This is a genomic window from Myxococcales bacterium (assembly GCA_022184915.1).
Lineage (GTDB): Bacteria > Myxococcota_A > Polyangia > Fen-1088 > Fen-1088 > JAGTJU01.
This window is the reverse complement of the sequence record JAGTJU010000005.1, coordinates 184,344-204,067: the sequence shown is the minus strand read 5'-3', so window position 1 is coordinate 204,067 and position 19,724 is coordinate 184,344. Positions and strand designations below refer to the sequence as shown.

General features: G+C 64.7%; 16 protein-coding genes. 5 read left to right on the top strand and 11 right to left on the bottom strand.

Features of this window, described 5'->3' with window-relative positions; all coding sequences use genetic code 11:
• Nucleotide 1: 1 nt before the first annotated feature.
• The 9 genes from KA712_19395 to KA712_19355 all read right to left on the bottom strand — a co-directional run bounded on the left by KA712_19395 (nucleotide 2) and on the right by KA712_19355 (nucleotide 11,103).
• Nucleotides 2–1,318, bottom strand: coding sequence for an FtsX-like permease family protein (locus KA712_19395; protein ID MCG5055134.1), 1,317 nt, complete (start codon nucleotides 1,316–1,318; stop codon nucleotides 2–4).
• A gap of 4 nt (nucleotides 1,319–1,322) precedes the next feature.
• Nucleotides 1,323–3,461: an FtsX-like permease family protein gene (locus tag KA712_19390; GenBank protein MCG5055133.1), complete on the bottom strand. Its 2,139-nt coding sequence runs from the start codon at nucleotides 3,459–3,461 to the stop codon at nucleotides 1,323–1,325.
• Entirely contained in the window at nucleotides 3,448–4,203 is a 756-nt protein-coding gene (locus tag KA712_19385) for an ABC transporter ATP-binding protein (GenBank protein MCG5055132.1), read from the bottom strand. Before KA712_19385 ends, KA712_19390 begins: the two co-directional genes overlap by 14 nt.
• Nucleotides 4,204–4,293: 90 nt before the next feature.
• Nucleotides 4,294–5,163, bottom strand: a complete 870-nt coding sequence (gene tatC / locus KA712_19380; protein MCG5055131.1) for a twin-arginine translocase subunit TatC — start codon at nucleotides 5,161–5,163, stop codon at nucleotides 4,294–4,296.
• A gap of 67 nt (nucleotides 5,164–5,230) precedes the next feature.
• On the bottom strand, nucleotides 5,231–6,136 hold the full coding sequence (locus KA712_19375) for a twin-arginine translocase TatA/TatE family subunit (protein ID MCG5055130.1): 906 nt from the start codon (nucleotides 6,134–6,136) through the stop codon (nucleotides 5,231–5,233).
• Between the two features lie 87 nt (nucleotides 6,137–6,223).
• Nucleotides 6,224–7,285, bottom strand: a complete 1,062-nt coding sequence (locus KA712_19370; protein ID MCG5055129.1) for a hypothetical protein — start codon at nucleotides 7,283–7,285, stop codon at nucleotides 6,224–6,226.
• Nucleotides 7,257–9,023 (bottom strand): adenylyl-sulfate kinase, encoded by a 1,767-nt coding sequence (locus tag KA712_19365; protein ID MCG5055128.1) that lies wholly within the window; start codon nucleotides 9,021–9,023, stop codon nucleotides 7,257–7,259. The genes KA712_19370 and KA712_19365 overlap by 29 nt, the downstream gene beginning before the upstream one ends.
• 117 nt (nucleotides 9,024–9,140) lie before the next feature.
• Nucleotides 9,141–10,043 (bottom strand): sulfate adenylyltransferase subunit CysD, encoded by a 903-nt coding sequence (gene cysD / locus KA712_19360; GenBank protein ID MCG5055127.1) that lies wholly within the window; start codon nucleotides 10,041–10,043, stop codon nucleotides 9,141–9,143.
• Between the two features lie 160 nt (nucleotides 10,044–10,203).
• Nucleotides 10,204–11,103, bottom strand: coding sequence for a fructosamine kinase family protein (locus KA712_19355; GenBank protein MCG5055126.1), 900 nt, complete (start codon nucleotides 11,101–11,103; stop codon nucleotides 10,204–10,206).
• A 152-nt stretch (nucleotides 11,104–11,255) separates the two neighbouring features.
• On the opposite strand from KA712_19355, the gene KA712_19350 reads away from it, so the two are divergent.
• Together KA712_19350 and KA712_19345 are read left to right on the top strand one after the other, a co-directional pair.
• Nucleotides 11,256–13,199, top strand: coding sequence for a DUF1538 domain-containing protein (locus tag KA712_19350; protein ID MCG5055125.1), 1,944 nt, complete (start codon nucleotides 11,256–11,258; stop codon nucleotides 13,197–13,199).
• A gap of 61 nt (nucleotides 13,200–13,260) precedes the next feature.
• Nucleotides 13,261–14,256, top strand: coding sequence for a P-II family nitrogen regulator (locus tag KA712_19345; GenBank protein ID MCG5055124.1), 996 nt, complete (start codon nucleotides 13,261–13,263; stop codon nucleotides 14,254–14,256).
• A gap of 431 nt (nucleotides 14,257–14,687) precedes the next feature.
• On the opposite strand, the gene KA712_19340 is transcribed toward KA712_19345, so the two are convergent.
• Nucleotides 14,688–15,056: a DUF488 family protein gene (locus KA712_19340; GenBank protein MCG5055123.1), complete on the bottom strand. Its 369-nt coding sequence runs from the start codon at nucleotides 15,054–15,056 to the stop codon at nucleotides 14,688–14,690.
• 140 nt (nucleotides 15,057–15,196) lie between these two features.
• Between KA712_19340 and KA712_19335 the strand changes: the two genes are divergently transcribed.
• Genes KA712_19335 through KA712_19325 form a run of 3 tightly spaced genes read left to right on the top strand, consistent with a single transcriptional unit; the run spans nucleotide 15,197 to nucleotide 18,215 of the window.
• On the top strand, nucleotides 15,197–15,679 hold the full coding sequence (locus KA712_19335; protein MCG5055122.1) for a sigma-70 family RNA polymerase sigma factor: 483 nt from the start codon (nucleotides 15,197–15,199) through the stop codon (nucleotides 15,677–15,679).
• The gene (locus KA712_19330; GenBank protein ID MCG5055121.1) at nucleotides 15,676–16,386 is read left to right on the top strand and encodes a hypothetical protein; all 711 of its coding nucleotides are present in this window, start codon (nucleotides 15,676–15,678) and stop codon (nucleotides 16,384–16,386) included. Before KA712_19335 ends, KA712_19330 begins: the two co-directional genes overlap by 4 nt.
• Nucleotides 16,383–18,215, top strand: coding sequence for a caspase family protein (locus KA712_19325; protein ID MCG5055120.1), 1,833 nt, complete (start codon nucleotides 16,383–16,385; stop codon nucleotides 18,213–18,215). The genes KA712_19330 and KA712_19325 overlap by 4 nt, the downstream gene beginning before the upstream one ends.
• A gap of 50 nt (nucleotides 18,216–18,265) precedes the next feature.
• Here the strand turns inward: KA712_19325 and KA712_19320 are convergent, their stop codons facing one another.
• Nucleotides 18,266–19,645 carry a hypothetical protein gene (locus KA712_19320; GenBank protein ID MCG5055119.1) on the bottom strand — a complete coding sequence of 460 codons (1,380 nt, stop codon included), beginning with the start codon at nucleotides 19,643–19,645 and terminating at the stop codon, nucleotides 18,266–18,268.
• Between the last annotated feature and the right edge of the window lie 79 nt (nucleotides 19,646–19,724).

Genomic DNA, 19,724 nt, shown 5'->3' with positions numbered 1-19,724 from the left:
TTCATCCAAAGTGAGACATGGCCTCGACCGGACGGAGACGAGCGGCGCGGCCGGCAGGGTAAAGAGCAGCAAGCACCGTAATGCCGGTGATCGTCACGACCGCCGAGACGAGGGCCTCGGGAAGGACCAGCACGCGGAGCTCGTCGGACATCAGGAAGAGCTGCACGGAGATCGGCACGCCGATGTGAGCGCTGTTGAGCCCCGCGGCGATCGCCACACCGAAGAGCACCCCGGCCGCGGTACCCAAAAGCCCAAGGAGCAGAGACTCGGCGATGAACATCCGTAAAATACCGCCTCGCTGCATGCCGATGGCGCGCAGGGTCCCGATTTCGCGCGTGCGCTCCCGGATGGCGATCCACATCGTGTTCATGATGCCCGTGACCACGATGGCGATAAGAATGATCATAAGCACGAACTTCAGCCCGTCGAGCAGGCTCAGCGTCCAGATCATGAACGAGAGCTCATCTTCCCACGTGGTGACGTCCAGCTTCTGGCCGGTCCAGGCCTCGCGGTTGACAGACTCGAACTTCATCCAGAAGGCTTGAGAGGCCGGCTCCATCACGCGGTACCCGGCAGCCTCCAACGCTGGGCGCAGCCGCGCGGCGATCTGTGTGCTGTTTTCGATGAACTCGGGCTTGAGATGAACGTGAATTGCACCCGTCGCGTCTTCCCGCAGTTGGTAGAGCTGGCGGAGCGTATCGGCAGGCACGTAGGCGTTCCACTTCGAGAGGAGCCCCACATCTTTCACGATCGCCACCACGCGGGTATCGATGGTGTTGGCCACGCCCCGCGTGGTCTGAGCAGAGATGGTGATGGCATCGCCCACGCCCACGCCGAGCTTCTCAGCCATGCTCTGAAACAGCATCACCGTGTTCGGCTCGGCAAGGCCGTCGAGGTTGCCCTGTTTGACCGACAAGACCCGCTTGAACGCGGGTTCATGGGTGATGTCCACGCCGTTGATCCCCGACTGGGTCGATCCCGTATCGGATACGACCTTCGCCCAGCCGCGTCCTCGCTCCACCATGAACGCCGTTTCAGGCACCGCCTTTGCGACGAGCGGACGCAAGGCCTTGACGCCCGTGACGACGGCGCCTGACTGTCCGGAGGTCACCTTGAAGAAGCCCCCCACGTTCACATGCCCCGTGCTGAGCGTGGTGGCCGTGGTCACGAGGCTGTCGCGCACGCCGGCCGACAGCCCCCCCAAAAGGATGAGCAAGGTGGTCACGGCGGCGATGGCGCCGCCGAGAAACAGGGTGCGCCGGCCGTGCTGCCAGAGGTTGGCGCTGGCGATCTTGAGCGTGACGAAGAGGCTCGACATGGGTCTATTCCTCCGCCTGCATGGCCTGGCGTGGGGTCACGCGCATGGCCAGATAGGCTGGATAAAGGCTCGATAGCAGGCTGACCAGAAACACGATGGCCAATGCGCCCACCAGGTTCGACGTGGCGAGGGCTGGAAAAAATCGCGGGCCCGAAAAGAAGAAGGTGGCAATGTCGTTGAAGGCCGGAATGCCCTTCCACCCGACGGCGGCCACGAGCCCCGCGCCCAGGAGCACGCCCAACGTGCCAAAAACGGCACCCGTGATGAGCCCCTCCACCAGCAACATGCCCAAAATGAAACGCTTTTGCGCACCCACGGCGCGCAACGTGCCGATCTCCTGCACGCGTTCCAAGGTGGCCATCACCATCGCGTTGTTGATGATGACGAGCGCGATGACGAAGATGATGAGCACGGCGACGTAGAGCACGAGGCGCATGAGCGTGACGAACTGGCCGATGATGCCGGAGGCCTTCTGCCACGAAATGGCCTTGAGCGGCACGCCCTGGGCCTGGCTCACCCGTTCGATGTCCGCGATCGCGCGCTCGATGTCTTTCTCCTTGGCGTTTTCGAGGATCACGGCAGCGTTCAACACCACGCCCCCTTCGAGGTTCTTCGGGTCGTACACGCGATCAGCCATGTTCTCGCGCTGGAGGCGGCCCGCCAGACCGGCCAGCGCCGCTTGCGCTTCCACGGCCCCCGTGGCGCTGGCTTCCACGGTACCCCCCGAGGCCTCTTCGGCAGGGGCCCCAAAGAGCACGTCTTCGGCGTCCTCGCGAGAGACGTCACGGGCCCCTACGCTCGCCTTGAGCTCGTCCAGCTCCTTTTGGCGGTCGGCCGTCAAAAAGCCGTAGAGCTCACGGAACGACACCATGTCCATCAAGTTCAGCTCGCCCGCCTGGGGAGAGCCTTCGAGGCCCTGAAACTCGAAGGTGCCATACACCCGCAGGTTCACGGACTGTACGTAACCGCTGCGTGTGAAGGCCTTGATCGTGAGGGTGTCACCGATGCGAACCCTGTAAAGATCGAGCGAGGGGGCGAGCTCCTCGTAGAAGAAGGCGTACCGCTTGGGGAAGGTCTCGTCGTTCGTATCGAAGAAAGTGGCGAGCAGCTTGCCCACATCGGTTTCCGGGCTCTCCAAAAGGCCCTGCAACTTCCGACGAAACACGTCCGTCTCGAGCTGGTCGAGCTGCAGCAGCAGCTCTTTGACCTGCGAGCTGTTCTCGCGCACGAAGCGCGCCAGCTCGGGATCGGTGGCGATCGTCGCACCCCGGTTTTCGATGGCCTTTTTGATCTTGTCGAGACGCAGCGCGGTCTTGAGCTTCACCTGCTCTTCGTAGGTGTACTTCGAGAAGAGAAAGCCCCGTTTACCCGGGGGAATGGTCTGCCCGTCCACGATCCGCATGCGGTCGAAGGCCTCCGAAAACACGCGGGGGTCCGTGCCCATGTAGCGCAGGAAGAGCATGTCGGCGTCAGCCGCCAGGGTGGCGAGCCGGTTTTCCATGAATTCGAGGCTCTCGAGGGGGGTCTCGTCGAAGGCAGCCCAAAACGGCGCCGAGGCGGCCTTGTGCACCGCCGCTTCATCTTCCGGAGGCAGCGCAGAATCGTCCTGCAGCTGCTTGATGTTGGCGATGTCCCGCTCGAGCACCTGCACGATTTGCCTCACGTGTCCCTTTTGGGCTTCGTAGGCCTGGGTCGTTTTTGCGCTCAGATCTCCGTCCTGACGCTGGCGGACCAGCTCCCTCAGCTTGGCCAGTTCGATGTCGATCGTGTTCCCCGACGTGACGATGGCGCCGCTGATGCCCATGGGAACGACGGCCTTGACGTTGGGTACTGACATCAGGGTTTTTCGGACCTTCGCGAAGTCGTCGAGGGCATCGAGGTCAGCGGCCTCCATGTCCATGCTGCCCATCACGGTGAGCTCGTCCTTGGACTTGGCCGAATACACCTGCACGTGACCTGCCACGGAGCCGATGATGCTTTGACTCATCGAGCGATCGAGGCTGTCCAGCAGGCTCGTGCCCACCACCACCAAGAACGCGCCCCCCATGATGATCCCACCCACGATGAGCGTCTTCCAGCGGCTGGCGCGCAGGTTGCGCAGCGCCATCCGGCTCAACATCGAGAGCGTATCAAGGCCGCGCATCACCGGCTCCGATGCGGTTTGCGACGTCGGCGAAGCCCACCCGAACGGCCTCCGCCGCCGAGACACGGTCGAGCACTTTTCCGTCGGCCAGCCGCACCACCGAGCTCGCATGGGACATCACGCGGGCGTCGTGGGTCGAGAAAATGAAGGTGGTCTTCTCCGTCCGGTTCAGCTCCTTCATGAGGTCGAGGATGTTCTCACCCGTGACGGAATCGAGGTTGGCCGTGGGCTCATCGGCCAGCACGAGCTGGGGCCGCGTGACGAGCGCGCGCGCGATCGCCACCCGCTGACGCTGCCCCCCCGACAGCTCCGTGGGACGGTGTTTCAGGTATTCTCTCAGCCCCACCCGGTCGAGCAGAGCCGCCACGCGCTGCCTGCGCTCGGCCGCTCCCAGCTTGCCCTGGAGCAAGAGAGGCAACTCGACGTTCTGGAATACGGAGAGCACCGAGACGAGGTTGAAGCTCTGGAAAATGAACCCGATGGTCTCGAGGCGCAGGCGCGTGAGCGCCCGCTCCGCGAGCTTTGCGGTGTCCTGTCCTGCCACCTCCACCACCCCGGAGCTTGCCGTATCGACGCATCCGATGAGGTTGAGCAGCGTCGTTTTGCCACTGCCCGAGGGGCCTGCGATCGACAGAAACTCACCGGGTTCCACGTCGAGGTTCACGCCGCGCAGCGCGGGCACTTGAATCTTGCCGAGGGTGTAGTTCTTCGTGGCGTTGCGGATGGAGACGATGTGATTCATGGAAGGTCGCTCGCAGAAAAGAAACGAAGAACCCCGAAGACGTGAGCCCTCGGGGTCAGTCAATGCTTGGACGGGCCAGGTGGCCCGAAATCAGCGCTCAAAAGGTTCCGGACCATATTCGGCGTCGAGCGCGGCTTCCTTTTTCCGGCGACCGCGCTCGATGACCATGACCACCAGGATCGAGAGGTTGTAGAGCGCGAACACGGGCCCGGCCAGCAACATCTGTGAAACCACGTCCCCTCCCGGCGTCAAAATGCCGCCCAGGAGGGCCGAAAGCACCAGGGAGTACTTGTTGAACTTCCACAGCGCCTTCGCCGTGACGATGTCGAGCGCTCCCAGGATGCTGACCACCACGGGGAGCTCGAACGCGATGCCGCAGCCAAGCAGCATCATCGTGGTGAAGCCCGCCACGTCCTCCATGCGGAACATGGTCTCGATGGTGATCGGGTCCGTTCCGGGTCCCACGGGCACGGAGTTGGTGATGGAGACCAGGAAGTAGATCGCCGGCTCGACGAGCACGTAGTAGCCGAAGACGGCCCCCCCCACGAAGCAAAACGCGGTCGAGCCCACCACCAGGAGCGCCAGCCGCTGCTCCTTTTTGTAGAGGCCAGGCGCCACGAACTTCCACAGTTCCCAGAAGATGAGCGGCGCAGCGATGATGAGCCCCACGAAGATGGAGAGCTTGAAGTAGACCCAGAAGGCCTCGCCCGGCGCCGTGATGACGAACCTGACGTCGGCGTCTGCCCTTCGCATGGCGGCGCGCACGGGTCGGGTGAGCACCTCGTAGAGCCGTTGGTTGAACACGAAGCCCAACACGAGCGCGCCCACGAACGCGATGGCGGCGTTGCGCATACGCATGCGCAGCTCGGACAGGTGCTCGAAGAGCGACATGCGCTTGTCGTCGGTTTCCGTCTCGGCAGGATCTTCCGCCGCCTCGGGCTCGCTGGTCACTTGGGTCAATGGGCACTCCGTACGGTCAGGGCAGGAACGTCACGCTCGGGGGCAGGGCTGATTCGAACGAGAGGCCTCAAACCTCGTCTTCGTCCGGCGCGCGCACGGGCGTTTCAGGGGCGGGCACGGTGCGCCCGGGAACCTTGGGGGCCGGCAAGCGCACCGCCATGGACGCCGGGGGCGGAGGCGGTGGGGTGGGCCGGGACGGTGGCGTGCTGACGGCGGCCGCAGGAGGCACACCTATCATCGTCCTTCCGCCCACGGCCACGGCACCGCGGGGAGGCGCGGTGGGCAGACGCGGTGCTGCCGGCAGCCCCAGGTTGGAGGGCGGCAGCGGGGCCGGCGGACGGACGGGGGCGACCGGCGCCTCCGGGGGCGGGGCCGCCACCGGCAGGGGGGCGACGAGAGTTTTGTCCGAGGCGTCGGGCCCCAGCGCGGCAAGGGTGCGGTCAGTGCCTGTGGCAGACGCGGACGGCAGCGTGGTCTTTGCCAACGCGGGGTCGGCCGTGCGGTGCGAGGACGACGAGATCCCCTCGGCGAGCGCCCGTGGCGCCGGCGCAACAGACGCGGTTGAGGCACCGGTTTCGTGGTGCTCTTCGGCGGCAACGGGGCCGTCGTCAGAGCTCTGGTCAGAGGCCAACCCCTCGCTTTCGAGATCGGCGTGATCGTCTCCGCTGACCTCGCCGCTCGACCCGCTCGCCTGGGCCTCGACGCTGCGCTCTTCCTCTTCCTTTTGGCGGCGCTCCCACTCGGCTTTCCATTCATCGCGGCGCTTGAGCTCTTCTGCAGGAAGCGCCATGGCTTCGCGAAGCTCCTCGAAAGGCTTGCGAATGTTCTCGTCGAGCTGGATCTCTTCCTTCACCCCCGCCGTCATCTTCTTGATTTCCCGAATCATCTTTCCGAGGCCTGACGCCAGCTCGGGAAGCTTCTTGGGACCCAGAAACACCAGGGCCAAAACGAGCACCACGGTGATTTCGGTCATGGAGAGGTTGAACGGCACGGTTCCTATTTCTAGCCCGGATCGGGCCGGGCTTCCACTCGGGTTGCGCTGCGTCAGGAAGAGAGGCCTTCAATCGGCGGACGGGGACGTAAAGAGCATCATCTGGGCGGGAGGGCCCAGGGTATACGCGTCGAACCCTGCGCTTCGTAACGACGTGGCGAAATCCCCGCCCGGGTCATTGATGGTGGCCACCTGCCGGGCGCCCGTCGCCTTGACGTAGGCCAACAGGTCCGCACTGTCCGCCTCCGCCGCCAGCGGAAAGCCCGCAGACACGTTCGCGTGCTGAAGGGCGGCAGGATTGCAGGCGTAACCGGAGACCAGGGCCATCTGGGGGGCAGGCAAGCCCGCGAGCGCCCGCGCGCTGCGCGCTGACAGGGGCCAGAGCAGCGCTTCGTGGGGACCCAGCCCCTTTCCAAACCGTTGCAGCTTCACAGGGGGCAGCCCCGCTAGCCCGGCGATCTCGGCGAGCCGCACGAGGCTGTTGTGAGCGCGCACGCCCAGGCCTTGTTCGTCCAGGGCTCGTGCCAGCGTGAGCGCCATGGGGTCCACGGCTGTCAGCAGCACGGGCTGTCCGCCCTGTGCATGCACGTCGCGCACGAAGGCCAGGATCTGAGCGAGAGCTTCGGCGGGTTCGGGGAATCGAAACGCCGGGGCGCCAAAGCGGGCATCGATGCAGAGCGCGTCGGCCGGACGGATTTCGGCCGCGGCCGTCTGGGCTGGTGGGCTCTTCAGGTTGAGCGGCCCCGTGAAAACCACCCGTCCCGCGGGGCTCTCACAAAGAAGCGAGGCGGCACCCGGACCGTGTCCCGAGGGGAAGAGCTCGACGCGAAGTGTACCCAAGGCAAAGGGCCGGCCGTAGGCCGCCACGAGCGCGCGGGGCCCCAGAGCGTGTCCGCCCGCGGCGAGCAGGTTGGCGCTCGTTTGCGTGAGCAAGACCTGCGCGGCTGACAGGGGGCTGCGCGCTTGCCCGAGCGCTCCGGCCGCACCCGCGTGCGACAGGAACACCAACGCGCCCGCCGTGCGAGGGGCGTCGCAGACGAGCGGCGTGCCTTCGATGCGCACGCCGGCCTGAAAGCCGAAGCTGCGCGCGCGCGTCGCGGGCTCAGCCCTGCGTGATTTGCCGCTTGCCAAGGAGGTCGACGATTTGGGCGATCACCTGCGCCTCGGGCTCGTTGCCCCGGATACGAAGGTCACAGGGGGCCGTGCTCTTGCCTTCGGGATCGACGTCCACCACGATGCTCGTGGCATCGCCGAGCAGCGCTTGCACGTCGGCGTAGTCCGCCAGCCCGATGGCGTTGGTGGTGGAGACCACCAGCATGCCCGCGTCGAGCAAAAGGTGAGCAACCTCGGCGAAGCGGCGCACCAGTTCGCGCTGGGTGGCGTCGACGAAGTGCAGATCGGCATCGATGCCCAAAAGCACGTTGGTGCCGTCCAGCATGTACGCGTTCCGGCCGCTCTCGAACAGGGCGTTCTCGAGTGCGCGGGCGTAGCCGTGTTTGCCCGTCTTTGCCCCGCCCACGAACATCACGAGCGCCGCGGGGTGACCATGGCGTTCTGCCCGCTGGCTGGCGGTCACGCCGCCCTTGACCCAATGGAAGTCGCGCATGCGCGCCTCGAAGCGCAGCTCGTCGCGCTCTTCTTCCTCAGCCGAAACGATGATGCCGCCACCGGCGATCTCATACCCATCGACGATGACGAAGCGGCCGCTGGCCTCGTTGTCGCCCACGGTGTCGAACGCGACAGGGCTTTGCGTCTCCAGCACGAGATCGGCCACGTCGTGCCGGTCCACGCGGCGCTTGTCGAGCTGGCTGCCCGCCTCGGAGGCGTCGATGACCTTATTGATGCGGTGGATGCGCACCGGCACAGCGGCCGTGTGCAGCTTGAGCTTGTAATCCCGGCCCGGCTCGAAGGACTTGCGGCCCAGCCAGATGATGTTTGCACGCAGCCGCGTGCTGACGAGCGGCGCCCGCTCCACGTGGCTCATCACCTGGCCGCGCGTGATGTAGAGCTCTTCGGCGAGCGTGAAGCCCGTGGACCAACCCGCCTCGACCTCGTCGCGCGACTCCGTGTTGAAGCCCTCGATGCTCTTGACGTAGGTGATCTTGTTCGAGGGCGTAAAGACGACCTTGTCGCCCACCTTCACCCGGCCCGATTCGATGCGGCCCGCGATGATGCGGCGATCGTCACCCTGGTTGGTGAACTTGTAGACGGCCTGCACGGGCATGCGCAGGGGGCGATCCACCTTCGGCGGGGCCTTTTGAAAGGTGTCGAGCATCTCGAGCAGCGTGGGCCCGTCGTACCAGGGAGTTTTGTCGCTGCGGGACGCAAGGTTGTCGCCCTGCATGCCGGAGATCGGAATGAAGCGCTCGGGGGATACGGCGCCAATCTCCGTGAGAAACGCCCGGTATTCCTGCTCGATGCGCCGGAACACGGCCTCGTCGAAGTTGACGAGGTCCATCTTGTTGACGCACACCACGACCTGCCGGATGCCCAGCATCGAAAGAATGTAACCGTGGCGGCGGCTGTTCTCGCGCACACCTTCCTTGGCGTCGATGACCAGCACCGCCGCCTCGGCGCGGGCCGCGCCCGAGATCATGTTCTTGAGAAACTCGATGTGCCCGGGCGCATCGATGATGATGTAGTCCCGGGCGTTGGTCTTGAAGAACACGCGGGCCGTGTCGATCGTGATGCCCTGGTCTTGCTCGTCCGAAAGCGCGTCGAGCAAGAAGGCATACTCGAAGGGCTTGTCGGTGCGCAGACACTCGCGGCGTACGGCTTCGAGCTTGCCTTCGGGCAACGCATTCGTATCCGCCAGCAAACGGCCCACGATGGTGCTTTTGCCGTGGTCGACGTGGCCAACGATGACGATTTGGTACTGTTCGCGCTTCGAGTCGTCCTGAGCGGTCACGGGAGTTCCTGGATGCGAGGTGGGGGGCGCTGAGGTGGGGGGCGCTGAGATGGGGGGCCCTAAGGAATGCCTGTCGGGTTACATGTACCCGCCGCGGCGGAGCTCTTCCAAACCGTGTTTACCGTCCTGCAGACGGCCCGATCGTTCGGCCACGTTTTTGAGCTTCCCGCTCTTGAGCTCCACGATGACGTCGTCCACGTTCTTCGAGGTGCTGTCGATCGGGGCCTGGCACGGACCGCACCCGAGGCTGCGGTAGCGCTTGCCGCTGCCCTGGTCGTAGTAGAGCGACACGGTGGGGATGTTCTCGCGCTGGATGTACTCCCAGATGTTGAGCTCGGTCCAGTCGAGCAGCGGGTGGATGCGCACGTGGGTGCCCGGCGAGAAGTCCGTCTTGAATTGATTCCAGAACTCGGGTGGCTGGTCGCCGACGTCCCAGGCGTTGTTTTTGTCGCGGGGCGAGAAGTAACGCTCTTTCGAGCGGCTGCCTTCCTCATCGGCACGAGCCCCGACGATGACGCCCGTGTACGGCTGGGAATCGGGGTCTGGGTCGTACTGCCCGGTCTTCAGGTTCATCCGCATGCGGGGCAGGGTGCCGTGGAGCGTGCCGCGCAGGGCTCCACTTTTGAGCTGACCGCAGCAATCCACCCGGGAGACCTTGTCCGGGTGCCCTTCGGGCAGGTCCTGGGTGTCGGGAAAGGTTCGCTTGGAGGCGAGCACGTCCTTGTTTTGGCCCACGACCATCTGCAGCTTGTACTCGAGCGCCAGGCGGTCGCGGTAAGCGATCATCTCGGGCAGCTTGAAGCTCGTGTCGATGTGCACGAGCGGGAAGGGCACGTGGCCGAAGAAGGCCTTGCGCGCCAGCCACAACAGCACCGTGGAGTCCTTGCCGATCGACCACAACATACAGAGGCGCTCGAAGTGCTTGTAGGCCTCGCGCAGGATGTAAACACTCTGTTGTTCCAGTTGGTCCAGATGATCCATGGTGGATTTTCCAGGGGTTGGGCGCTCCCAGGGGGGCTAAGAGCGCGTCAGTATGACACAAGGATCGGGAATGGCGACTCTGTCCGCGAGGCGGTCCGCGCGGGGGCCTGGCGGGCCGGAGGGGCTTGATTTAGCGCGTCGCGAGAGGCTTTTTTAGGTCCTAAATGCGACACGCAGCCCGCAAGGCCGCGCGGAGCTGTCCCCCGTAGGTGCTGCCGAAAAGGTTGAGGTGTACCAGTAGAGGATAAAGCTGGTAGAGCGCGACGCGCTCTTCGTGCCCCCGCGCCAGCGGGTGGGCTTCGTGGTAGGCGGCGAAGACCCGGGGGCCGTAACCTCCAAACAGGCGCATCAGGGCCAGGTCGACCTCACGGTGGCCTCCGTAAACGGAGGGGTCGAAGATCACGGGCTGCCCGTCGGCGTCGGCAAGGTGGTTGCCGGCCCACAGATCTCCGTGCAGGCGGGCCGGGGGCTCGGCAGGGCCGACGAGCTCGTCCAGACGGTCGTAGAGGTCATCGAAGGCGTGCAGGTCGGACGCCCCGAGCGTCCCGGCGGCGTGCGCCCTCTGCACGAGCGGCTCGAGCCGGCGCGCGCGGTAAAACGCCGCCCACGTGGAGGCCGAGGCCGCAACGTTGGCCTGCGGCAGGGTGCCGATGAAGTTGTCGCGCCACCAGCCGAAGCCCGGCGCACCCGCGCGATGAAGCGCCGCAAGCCCTCGGCCCAAGGCCTCGTCGAACTCCGGCCCGGGGCGCCCGCGCGGGATGTGCTCGAGGGCCAAGAAGCGGAACGCGGCGCCGCTGCCCAGGTCCTCGTCCGCGACGGCGCGGACCTTGGGCACGCGCAGCGCTTTGGCCTCGGCGAGCCAGTCCAGCCCTGCGGCTTCCGCCGCGAACATGCCCGCGGGCGCCTGGCGGTGTGTTTTGACGAAGAGGCGTTCACCCGACGCAAGCTCCGCCTCGAAGGCGTCGTTGATGTCGCCTCCGCTCACGCCAACCAAGGCGCGCACGGCGGAGCCGAGCGTCGTGGCCAAGGCTGAGGCCAGGGCCTCGGGGTGAGCGTTCACGAGAGCAAGGGTAGCGCACGCGCGCGCCCGGGCGCGGTGACAAAGGCGGTTTGGGCCGCGGGCCGCTCCGCGTTTGACCATCGCTCGACACTGCCACAAAATAGCGCCGCGCCAACCACCTGCCCCTTGCATGTGCTTGGCTTCGCCGTGACATGCCCCACCCCCGATCTCGCGCCCCTTCCGCTTTGAGCAACCTCGGCATGGCCGGGGTGGTCTCGATCTTGTGGCGCTACTTCCGGGAGAAGGCACTCGAGCAGGTGAAGACCGTTTGGTTCATCATCGCCTACCTCGTTCTGTTCCAGGTGATGGTCCTGAACCTGCCTGTCATCTTTGGCGTTACGATCGCGCTTGGCATCGTCATCGTGGTGATGGGTCTGACCTTCTTCATGGAGGGACTGCGCCTGGGATTGATGCCGTTTGGAGAGACCATCGGATCGGTTCTGCCGAAGAACTCGAAGTTGCCGCTCATCACGGTGTTTTCCTTTTTGCTGGGGCTCGGCGCTACCTTCGCGGAGCCCGCGATCTCGGTGCTGAAGAAGGCCGGTGTCGGCGTCTCGGCCACGGACGCCCCTTTGCTCTACAGCCTTCTGAACGACTTTTCGGGTCAGCTCGTGGCTGCGGTCGGAATTGGCGTGGGCGTGGCGGTGAGTCTGGGCATCCTGCGATTTTTTTACGGGTGGTCCCTCAAGCGACTCCTGGTTCCCGTGGTTGCCCTCTTGGTGGCGGCCACCCTCTACGCCTACCTCGATCCGATCCTGAACCCGGTCATTGGCCTCGCTTGGGATTGCGGCGCTGTCACCACCGGCCCCGTCACTGTGCCCTTGGTACTGGCACTGGGCATTGGCGTGGGCCGCATCGTGGGTACGGAGGATTCGGGAGGGGCTGGCTTTGGCGTGGTCACCTTGGCTTCGTTGTTCCCCATTGTGGCTGTGCTGGGCTTGGCCATGGGGCACGCCCGAGCGAAGGACTACTATGGCGCCGAACATTACCAGGGGCCTTCCCTGGCGGTCTTTGCGCCAAGGGAGCCCGCGGAAGCCAACAAACGCTTGGTTCGAAAGACGAACGAGCCACCGCTGCGCTTCACCGAAAAAGAATTTCGAGAGTACCAGGAGTCCCGCACCTTGCCTGAGCGCCTGCACAAGTACCGCACGATTTATCGCGGGGGGCAAGTGACGTTCGAGGATGGCAGGATCGTGCACAAGAACGCGGAGATTGTGCTCGAGAAGAAGGAAGAGGCCGGCGCGCTGGAACGGTTCGTGAAACGACAAACGCAGCACCCTTGGGATGCTCGATTGGCCTTCGCCAAAGAGTTTCGGGATGCGGCGCTCGTCGCCGCGCAAGCCATTTTGCCACTGTGCGGCTTCTTGCTCCTCACTTTGTCGGTCGTGTTGAGGGAGAGTTTGCGCCGCCGTGACGAGATCGTGCTGGGCGTAGTGTTCGCTGTCGTGGGCATGACGCTCTTCAGTTTCGGGCTTACGCTGGGACTCATTCCCTTGGGCACGCAACTCGGAAGCAATGTGCCAGTCACGTTCGCAGCCATCGAGCCTTGGGGCGTGTCGGAGGCTGTGGCCCCGATATTCGAAAACGCCACGACGGGCAAGCTCGTGACCATGGCGTTCGCCTTTTTCTTGGGCTACGGCGCCACCTTGGCCGAGCCGGCCTTGAACGCACTGGGGCAAACCGTCGAGAACGTGACCGTGGGGGTCCTTCGCAAAAAGTTGTTGATGCATGTCGTGGCGATCGGGGTAGGCCTCGGCATCGCAGCGGGCGTGGCACAGCTGGCGTTCGAGTCGCTGAGCCTCACGGCGCTTTTGGTGCCGCCCTACGTGCTGCTGCTCCTTTTGACTCTGATCTCTTCCGATGAGTTCGTGAATTTCGCGTGGGACAGCGCTGGCGTCACCACGGGGCCCATCACGGTCCCCCTCGTGCTCGCCATGGGACTGGGTATCGGGCAAACCATGCCAGGGGGGCGAAACGGGTTCGGTATTTTGGCTCTGGCCTCGGTGGGACCCATCATCACGGTGCTCCTGGTAGGCCTCGTCGTCAACCGCTCGCGGCGCATCAACGCTGCACCCATTGGGGAAGATGCCGTTTGATTCGCACAGCCACCGTTCTTTGGTGACCGCCATTTTGCCTCGGCAAAGTGCAGGCAAGGTCTTGAACGAGGTCATCGGCTCGGGCGCCGCGCAAGCCATGACAGTGAACGCCCGCGGTACCTTGATTCAGGATCGTTGGTATCAATCGTTCCTGCCCGCCATCTCACCCGAACAAGAGATTTTGTACTTCCTCGTTCCCAACGAAGACGTCGATAGGTTGATGGAGCAGATAGTGATGGTGGGCCAGCTGCGCTTGTTCGGTGCCGGCTCTATTTTCGCGGTAGACTGCGAGGAATTCGTTTGTACGAAGGACTTCCCGCTGTGGCAGACGGGACAGTACGCCTTCGAGCCCGTTTCCTTCGCAATCAAGTTCAAGGCCGATCTCGTCAACCTGGTGCATGTCACCGATCGCGGCTCCGGTGAGGTCGTGGCGCGGGCCGCACTGAGAGCCGGTGCTCAAGGGGCCACTATCACCTACGTACGCGGCTATGGCCTGCGCGACAGGCTGGGATTGCTCCGGATCACCAAGAGTCACGACAAAGAGCTCATCACCGTCGTCGTAGATCAGTACGATAAAGACCCTGTGTTCGAGGCCATGTCGGTTGCAGGGCGCGTGGCGCAGCCTGGGCGTGGTCTCATATTTCAGCTCCCCGTCAGCAAAGGCCTCACCAACCTGGCCAGCGTGTTTCAACCCAACAAGCATTCGGCCAGCATTCAGCAAATGGTGCGCGCGATCGATGATCTTCACGGGGGTACGGACTGGCGCGCCCGACAACTGATGGTGCGCGATCCACGGGCGAATGAGTTTTCTGCCTCCCGGCGGGGCGTTAGCAAGGATCTGAAAATGCTGAACGTGGTCTCGTTGCGAAAGGATACGGAGGTCCTCTTGAATCATTTGCTCGACTACGGCGTCTCGGGTGCCAGCGTCAGCAATTGGCGGTTCACCGGCGCTAGCAGCGAGCAGACCCCATTGGCCCGAAGAAGCAACCGTGAGTTCGGGTGCATTAGCCTGATTGTCAACCCGCACGCCCTGCGTGCGCTATGCGCCAGTCGCTGAGGGATGCGATCGAGGCCAACGCCACGAAGGAGGCTTGCCTGTTCACCCAGGCCGTTCCCTCTTGCCAAGACGTTCGCGCATCTGGGGATAGGATACGGCATGGCAGCTTCGTTTTGGCTGAAGCGAAGAAGGCCTGTCGATGCGATGGCTCAACGCCGCGACCAGGAGAGTCGACCAGATTAGAGCGCGGTATCGATGCAGGTCGCCGAGGACCTCGTAGGAGACTGTGGCGCTAATCTGAGGACCTCGCCCCCTCCATCCCGACGGTTCATGTTGGTTCTTCTTGGCCCGCGACGAATCGTCGACGGCTTACGTATGAGGAGAACCCGTCAAAGCCTGTGTCCGGACAACGCCCGCTGCGAACCGTGCGAAGCGAGAGCCGAAGGAGCCGCGTGTCGCGCGCATCAAGTCTCGCGGCCACAGCGTGTCGCTCAACGACTCTCGATCAAGCGACGCAGAATGCTGCGGTGGCACCGGCTCTCGTCGCTACACGCCGAGGAACAAAGCAGGGTGATCGTTTCGCCCGCCTTGTGCCGATGGATGAGCGCCCGCAGGTGGAAGGTTTGCGCCTGCATTTCTTGCAAGAAGCGGTGCTCGTAGGTGGCGAAATCCAGGGGGGGAGCCCCGTTTTTGCCCCAGAAAGCCGCGTGCAGGTCGCGGCTTGGTCCAAGGTGAGGCCACCAATCATCCCAGCTTTCCTCGCTCTTGCTCACCCCCCGCGGTCGGTAGCGCGTGACCAGCAGACGATACCCGTCGTCGGGTTCTGCAGGATCGTTGAAGCGGCGCGTGCGGACCGGCATGTCTTCCAAAGATGACATGACAAAGCGCCGTCGAGGGCAGAGGGGCGCAGCGCGTTGCGCTAAACGATTCTTGGCCGGATTTCGTCCGGCTATCCGTCTAGTGATAGACACCCGTCCGAGACGATTCGTTGTCACCCCCGATGATCCCCACCCTGGAAGATGCCTACAGGCAGTACTTTCCCATGATTCAGGCCAAGTGCGCCCGCATGCTGGGCAACGGGGAAGATGCGCGCGACGTGGCCCAAGAGACCTTCGTGAGGTTCTGGCAGGCCCGCGACGCGCTCCGTGTTCCTGAAGCTGCGGTGGGTTGGGTCTACCGGACCGCCACGCATCTCGCGATCGATCGCGTGAGGGCCCGCAAGGTCACCACCGACCTCGAAGCGCTGAGCGCGTCGGATGCGAACCCCGAAGAGGAAAGCCATGCGCGAAGAACCCTGCTCGCTTTGTCCAAGGTGTTATCCAAAAATGAGATGGAGGTTGCCTTGCTTCTCCGCGGAGACGGCATGAGTCAGGCCGAGGTGGCAGAAGTCATGGGCATCAGTGAACGGACGGTCCGCCGCATCGTGAATCAACTGGACGCGAGCCTCGCCCGCTTCGCGGCTGCCCAGGAGGCCTGCCCATGAAATCACCTCACCCCTCATACTTCGCACTGGACGCCTTCGCCCAGGGTACGAAGAACGTTCCCGACCTGCAGGAACACGTGAAGGACTGCGCGCGCTGCCAAGCCCACCTGTCGCGCGTCCAGACCCCTCCGGAATCTCTTCCGGGTTGGCTGCGTACCGATTCGCGGCTAGCGGCCCCAGTGCAGGTCTCGCGCGAGAGCCTGCTTTTTGCCTTCTTTTCGCGCCGTGGCCCGTGGCGTGTGGCAGTTCCCCTGGCCCTGGCCGCGGTGGGGTTCGTTTTCCTTCAGCCCAAAATGCAGTCCACCCGGGAGCCGTATACAGGCGTGAAGGCCGCCACGCCCGCCGTATGGGCTTACGTAAAAAGGGGCAGCGCCACGTTCCTCTGGGACGGCGTTGCACCCCTGGCAAAGGGGGACAGGCTTCGTCTGAAGGTCGATCCTCTTGGCTTGCCATACATTGCCGTGTTTTCGCAGAACCCAGCGGGACGCTGGGACGAGCTGTGGTTTGGACGGTCCGAGTCTCCGGGTAGCCGCCTCTTGCCCTCCGCATGGCAGGTCGATGGCCGTCCGGAGCCGGAGCACCTCATCGTGGTGGTTTCGTCCGCGAAGATCGAGGCGAACGACGTCGAAAGGCTCCGCACGAAACCCGCAAGCGCCGAACGATGGTTTCACGAGCTGACATTCAAAAAGATCATCGGGCAGCCATGACCTGGTGGCGGCGCTTGAAGCTGCGCCGGCGCAAGGGGGGCGGAGCGACGGCTTTTCTCTTCCTCCTGATGGTGGTGCTTGCGGCTGGAATCGTGTCTGAACGCTCCGCCAGGGCGGAGGCGGGTGAGACCGACGTGTTTCGCTACGCCGTGGTGGTGGGAGCGAACGCGGCTCCCCAGGGGCGTGCCACACTGAGGTACGCGCATCGGGACGCAGACGCGTTCGCCGAGGTCTTGGCCGAGACGGGCGGGTTTCCTCGCAAGAACGTCATCGTTCTTCGAGACCCGGAGCCCAAGGTGGTGCTGGATGCCGTCGAGCGTGGCTTGGTGCAGGCGGCTTCGCACGCCGATCGCCAGGCGCTGCTCGTGTTCTTCTATTCGGGGCACGCCAACGCGAACGAACTTTATCCCGGAGGCAAACCCCTGCCCGTGGCGCAGTTGCAGGCGAAGCTCTCCGATGGGCGCGCCGCCGTGCGGTTGGGCATCATCGATGCCTGTCGGGGGGGCGGCTGGACAGGAAGCAAGGGTCTTGCTCCTGCGGAGCCTTTCGATGTCGATTTGCCGTCGGCGCTCAGCAGTGAAGGCGCCATTCTCATCGCCTCCAGCTCGGGCGTCGAGAACGCTCACGAGTCGGAGCTCCTCCAAGGATCATTCTTTACGCACCACTGGATCGCGGCGCTTCGAGGCGCGGGCGACGCCAACGAAGACGGAACGATCACGGCCCACGAAGCCTTCGCCTATGCGCGCGCTCTGACGGTCAAGGATACGGCGCGCTTGGCGGGAGAGCCTCAGCATCCCAGCTTCCGCATGGACCTCAAGGGCCGAGACGAACTCGAGCTTGCTTCCCTGGCGCGCCACCGTTCGCTGCTGGTGGTCACACAAAGACAAGGTCCCCTGGAGGTCACGGACCTTCGATCGGGGACCCGCTTGCTCGAGACCGAAGCAGGTCCACGCCGCCTGCGCTTGGCTCTGCCGCCCGGAAGCTTTCTGGTGCGGCGCCACCGAGGTTCTCGTATCTTCGCCCTCGAGGTCAACATCGCCGCGCGCCGAGATGCCTGGCTCGATGAGAACGAGTTGCTCGAGCTCGAGACCGAGAGGCTCGGACACAAGGGCCTCGAAACGGCGTTCACGCCCGAAGCCGCCTGGGACCTGCAGATCGCCTTGGGGGTGAGGCACGCTCCCGTGATCGACCCGGGCCTGCGTATCGCCAACCCCACCTCGGGCGCCACGGCGCTCCTGCGCCTGAGCTACGGCTTGTCTCCGCGCTGGCACATCGCTTTGCCGCTGGCCGTTGCGTATAGCGCCGTCCTGACCCCACGCTTCCAGACGGTGGGGTGGTTGGGCGTGCCTGTCGTCGGCGGCGCGCGGGGAGGCGATGGTCGCCTCGTGGTGTCGACGTTGGCGGGGCTCGGATCGGACTTTCGTTGGTTTGGACTTCCCGGCTTCGACGCTGCCAATCTTACAGTTTCGCTGCTCAGTTCTGGCGAGTGGCAAAGTGCGCAGCAGATGGAGCTGAAGGCGTGGACCGCGGTGGGCACGGCAGGCGGCTCGTGGAACCTACGGGGCGTCGTGACGCTGAACTTCGGTGTCGCGCTGGCAAAGTCATTCGTGAGACAGGGAAAGAGCGACGGGCTCTCCGAGCTTTGGTCCCGCAAGGGGACCGTGTGGGCGGTAGGGTCCGTTCAACGTGTGGGGCTACGGCCCCTTCCTCTCGTGGGATTGCGTCTGACCGAGGTTTGGAGTCTGGAGGGCCACGTCACGGTGGCCTACCTGCCCGATACCGAGCGCTTCGAGGAGACCTACCTCGTGGGAACGGCGGCCTCGTTCTGACCCCGCCGCTCCGTTTGGGCTGTTGGGCGCTCAGTCACGCCGCGTGTGCCTCACTGAATGCCTGCACGGCGGCGAGGCATCACCGGCAGTGGCCCACCGATGTGCCCGGGCGGGCATAGACCCCGCTCGCGAAGGCCGGGGAAGTCCTCGCAGCGTGTGCCTGGCGGCATGGGACCCACGCCGTCCCAGTTCGTGGGCCGGCGCCGGTCTGCCTGGCGCGGCACCACCAGTGAGCCCACATAGTCGGCGCTTGCATAGACCATTTCGATCTGTGCGGACAGCGTGCGGACATTGTCGGCGTTGATGACGCCGTTTGATGTGGCTTGATAAAACTGAACGGTCACACGTACGGGGAAGCGAGGGTCGCGGCTGATGGTGAGCTTGTCGAGCTCGGTGAAGGGCCCAAGCTCCGGGCCATGGCCCAGCACCGCGGTTTCCACGTCCGAGCGGCGCGCCCGGCTGGCTTCGGCCGCCGGGGCCGCCGAGGAGGGTGCCTCCATCAGGGCGCCGCTGGCGGCGGGCGCTGCCATCAGCTTGCGCAGGGGAGGTTGCCGGAAGCGCAGCGGCACCTGGATGATCATGAGGAGGTTGGCGTCTTCCCCCAGGCTATCGGCGCTCTCCCCGTTGGCCGTCACGCCCGTGGCCTTCACGGAGCTCAAGCGCTCGGCCGTGAGCGGCGACCTCTGCCCGGCTTTGTTGAAGAACAAACGCTGCCCCCAGCTTTGGCCGCGCAGTGAATCGCGCGCGTTGTCGATGACCGTCATGCTGGTACCTTGCCGGGTGACCAGCAGGGTCAGCACCGCGGGGTTTCGCCGCGACGATTGGTAGTTGAAGATGACGGGCCAGAACGTCGCTTGCCCGTCCTGGGGAATGGGCAAAAACGTGGCTTGGGCACTGACGAGCGCGTGCGTGTCCCGTTTGGCCAGCAAGCTGCCGCCCTGGATGCGGCCTTCGAGCGGCAGACTCATGTAGCGCGTGGGGTCCGCGAGGAACGCGGCGAGCGTGATGTGTGCGAGGGGGGCGCCCTCTTTTTCGTTGCCCACCGGCAACCAAATCTTGTCGAGGGCCACGTCGCCCGTTGTGTCCCTGAAGTTCGGGGGCCGCAGCACGGGCATCAGCGCCGTGGCCGAGCGCCCCCGCGGGGTCTTCATCTCGACTTCGATGGTGACGTCGCTGATGTTCGGCCCCAGGCTGCTGCCTTGCCAGCGTCCGGTGTCCTCCCATAGAACGTTGAGCAGGGCCAGCTCGTGCTGGCGGGCGAGCGCGCGCGCCTCGGGGTCATTGGTCATGTTCGCCACCTGCTGGACCCTCCGGCGGTAGTCCAGGTCGGGGTCGGCCCCTCGGGCGGGCTGCGCGGCCACCGGGAGGGGGGCCGAGGTAAGCGCCAGGAGACAAAGAGCGACCATGCGTTTCGGCGTCTGCGGGTTCATCTGAGGACTTCCTTTCGGCTTGTTGTGTCCAGGTGTTGAACGCACGATTCGACCGAAAGATCTGGGCGCGCGACCTCCC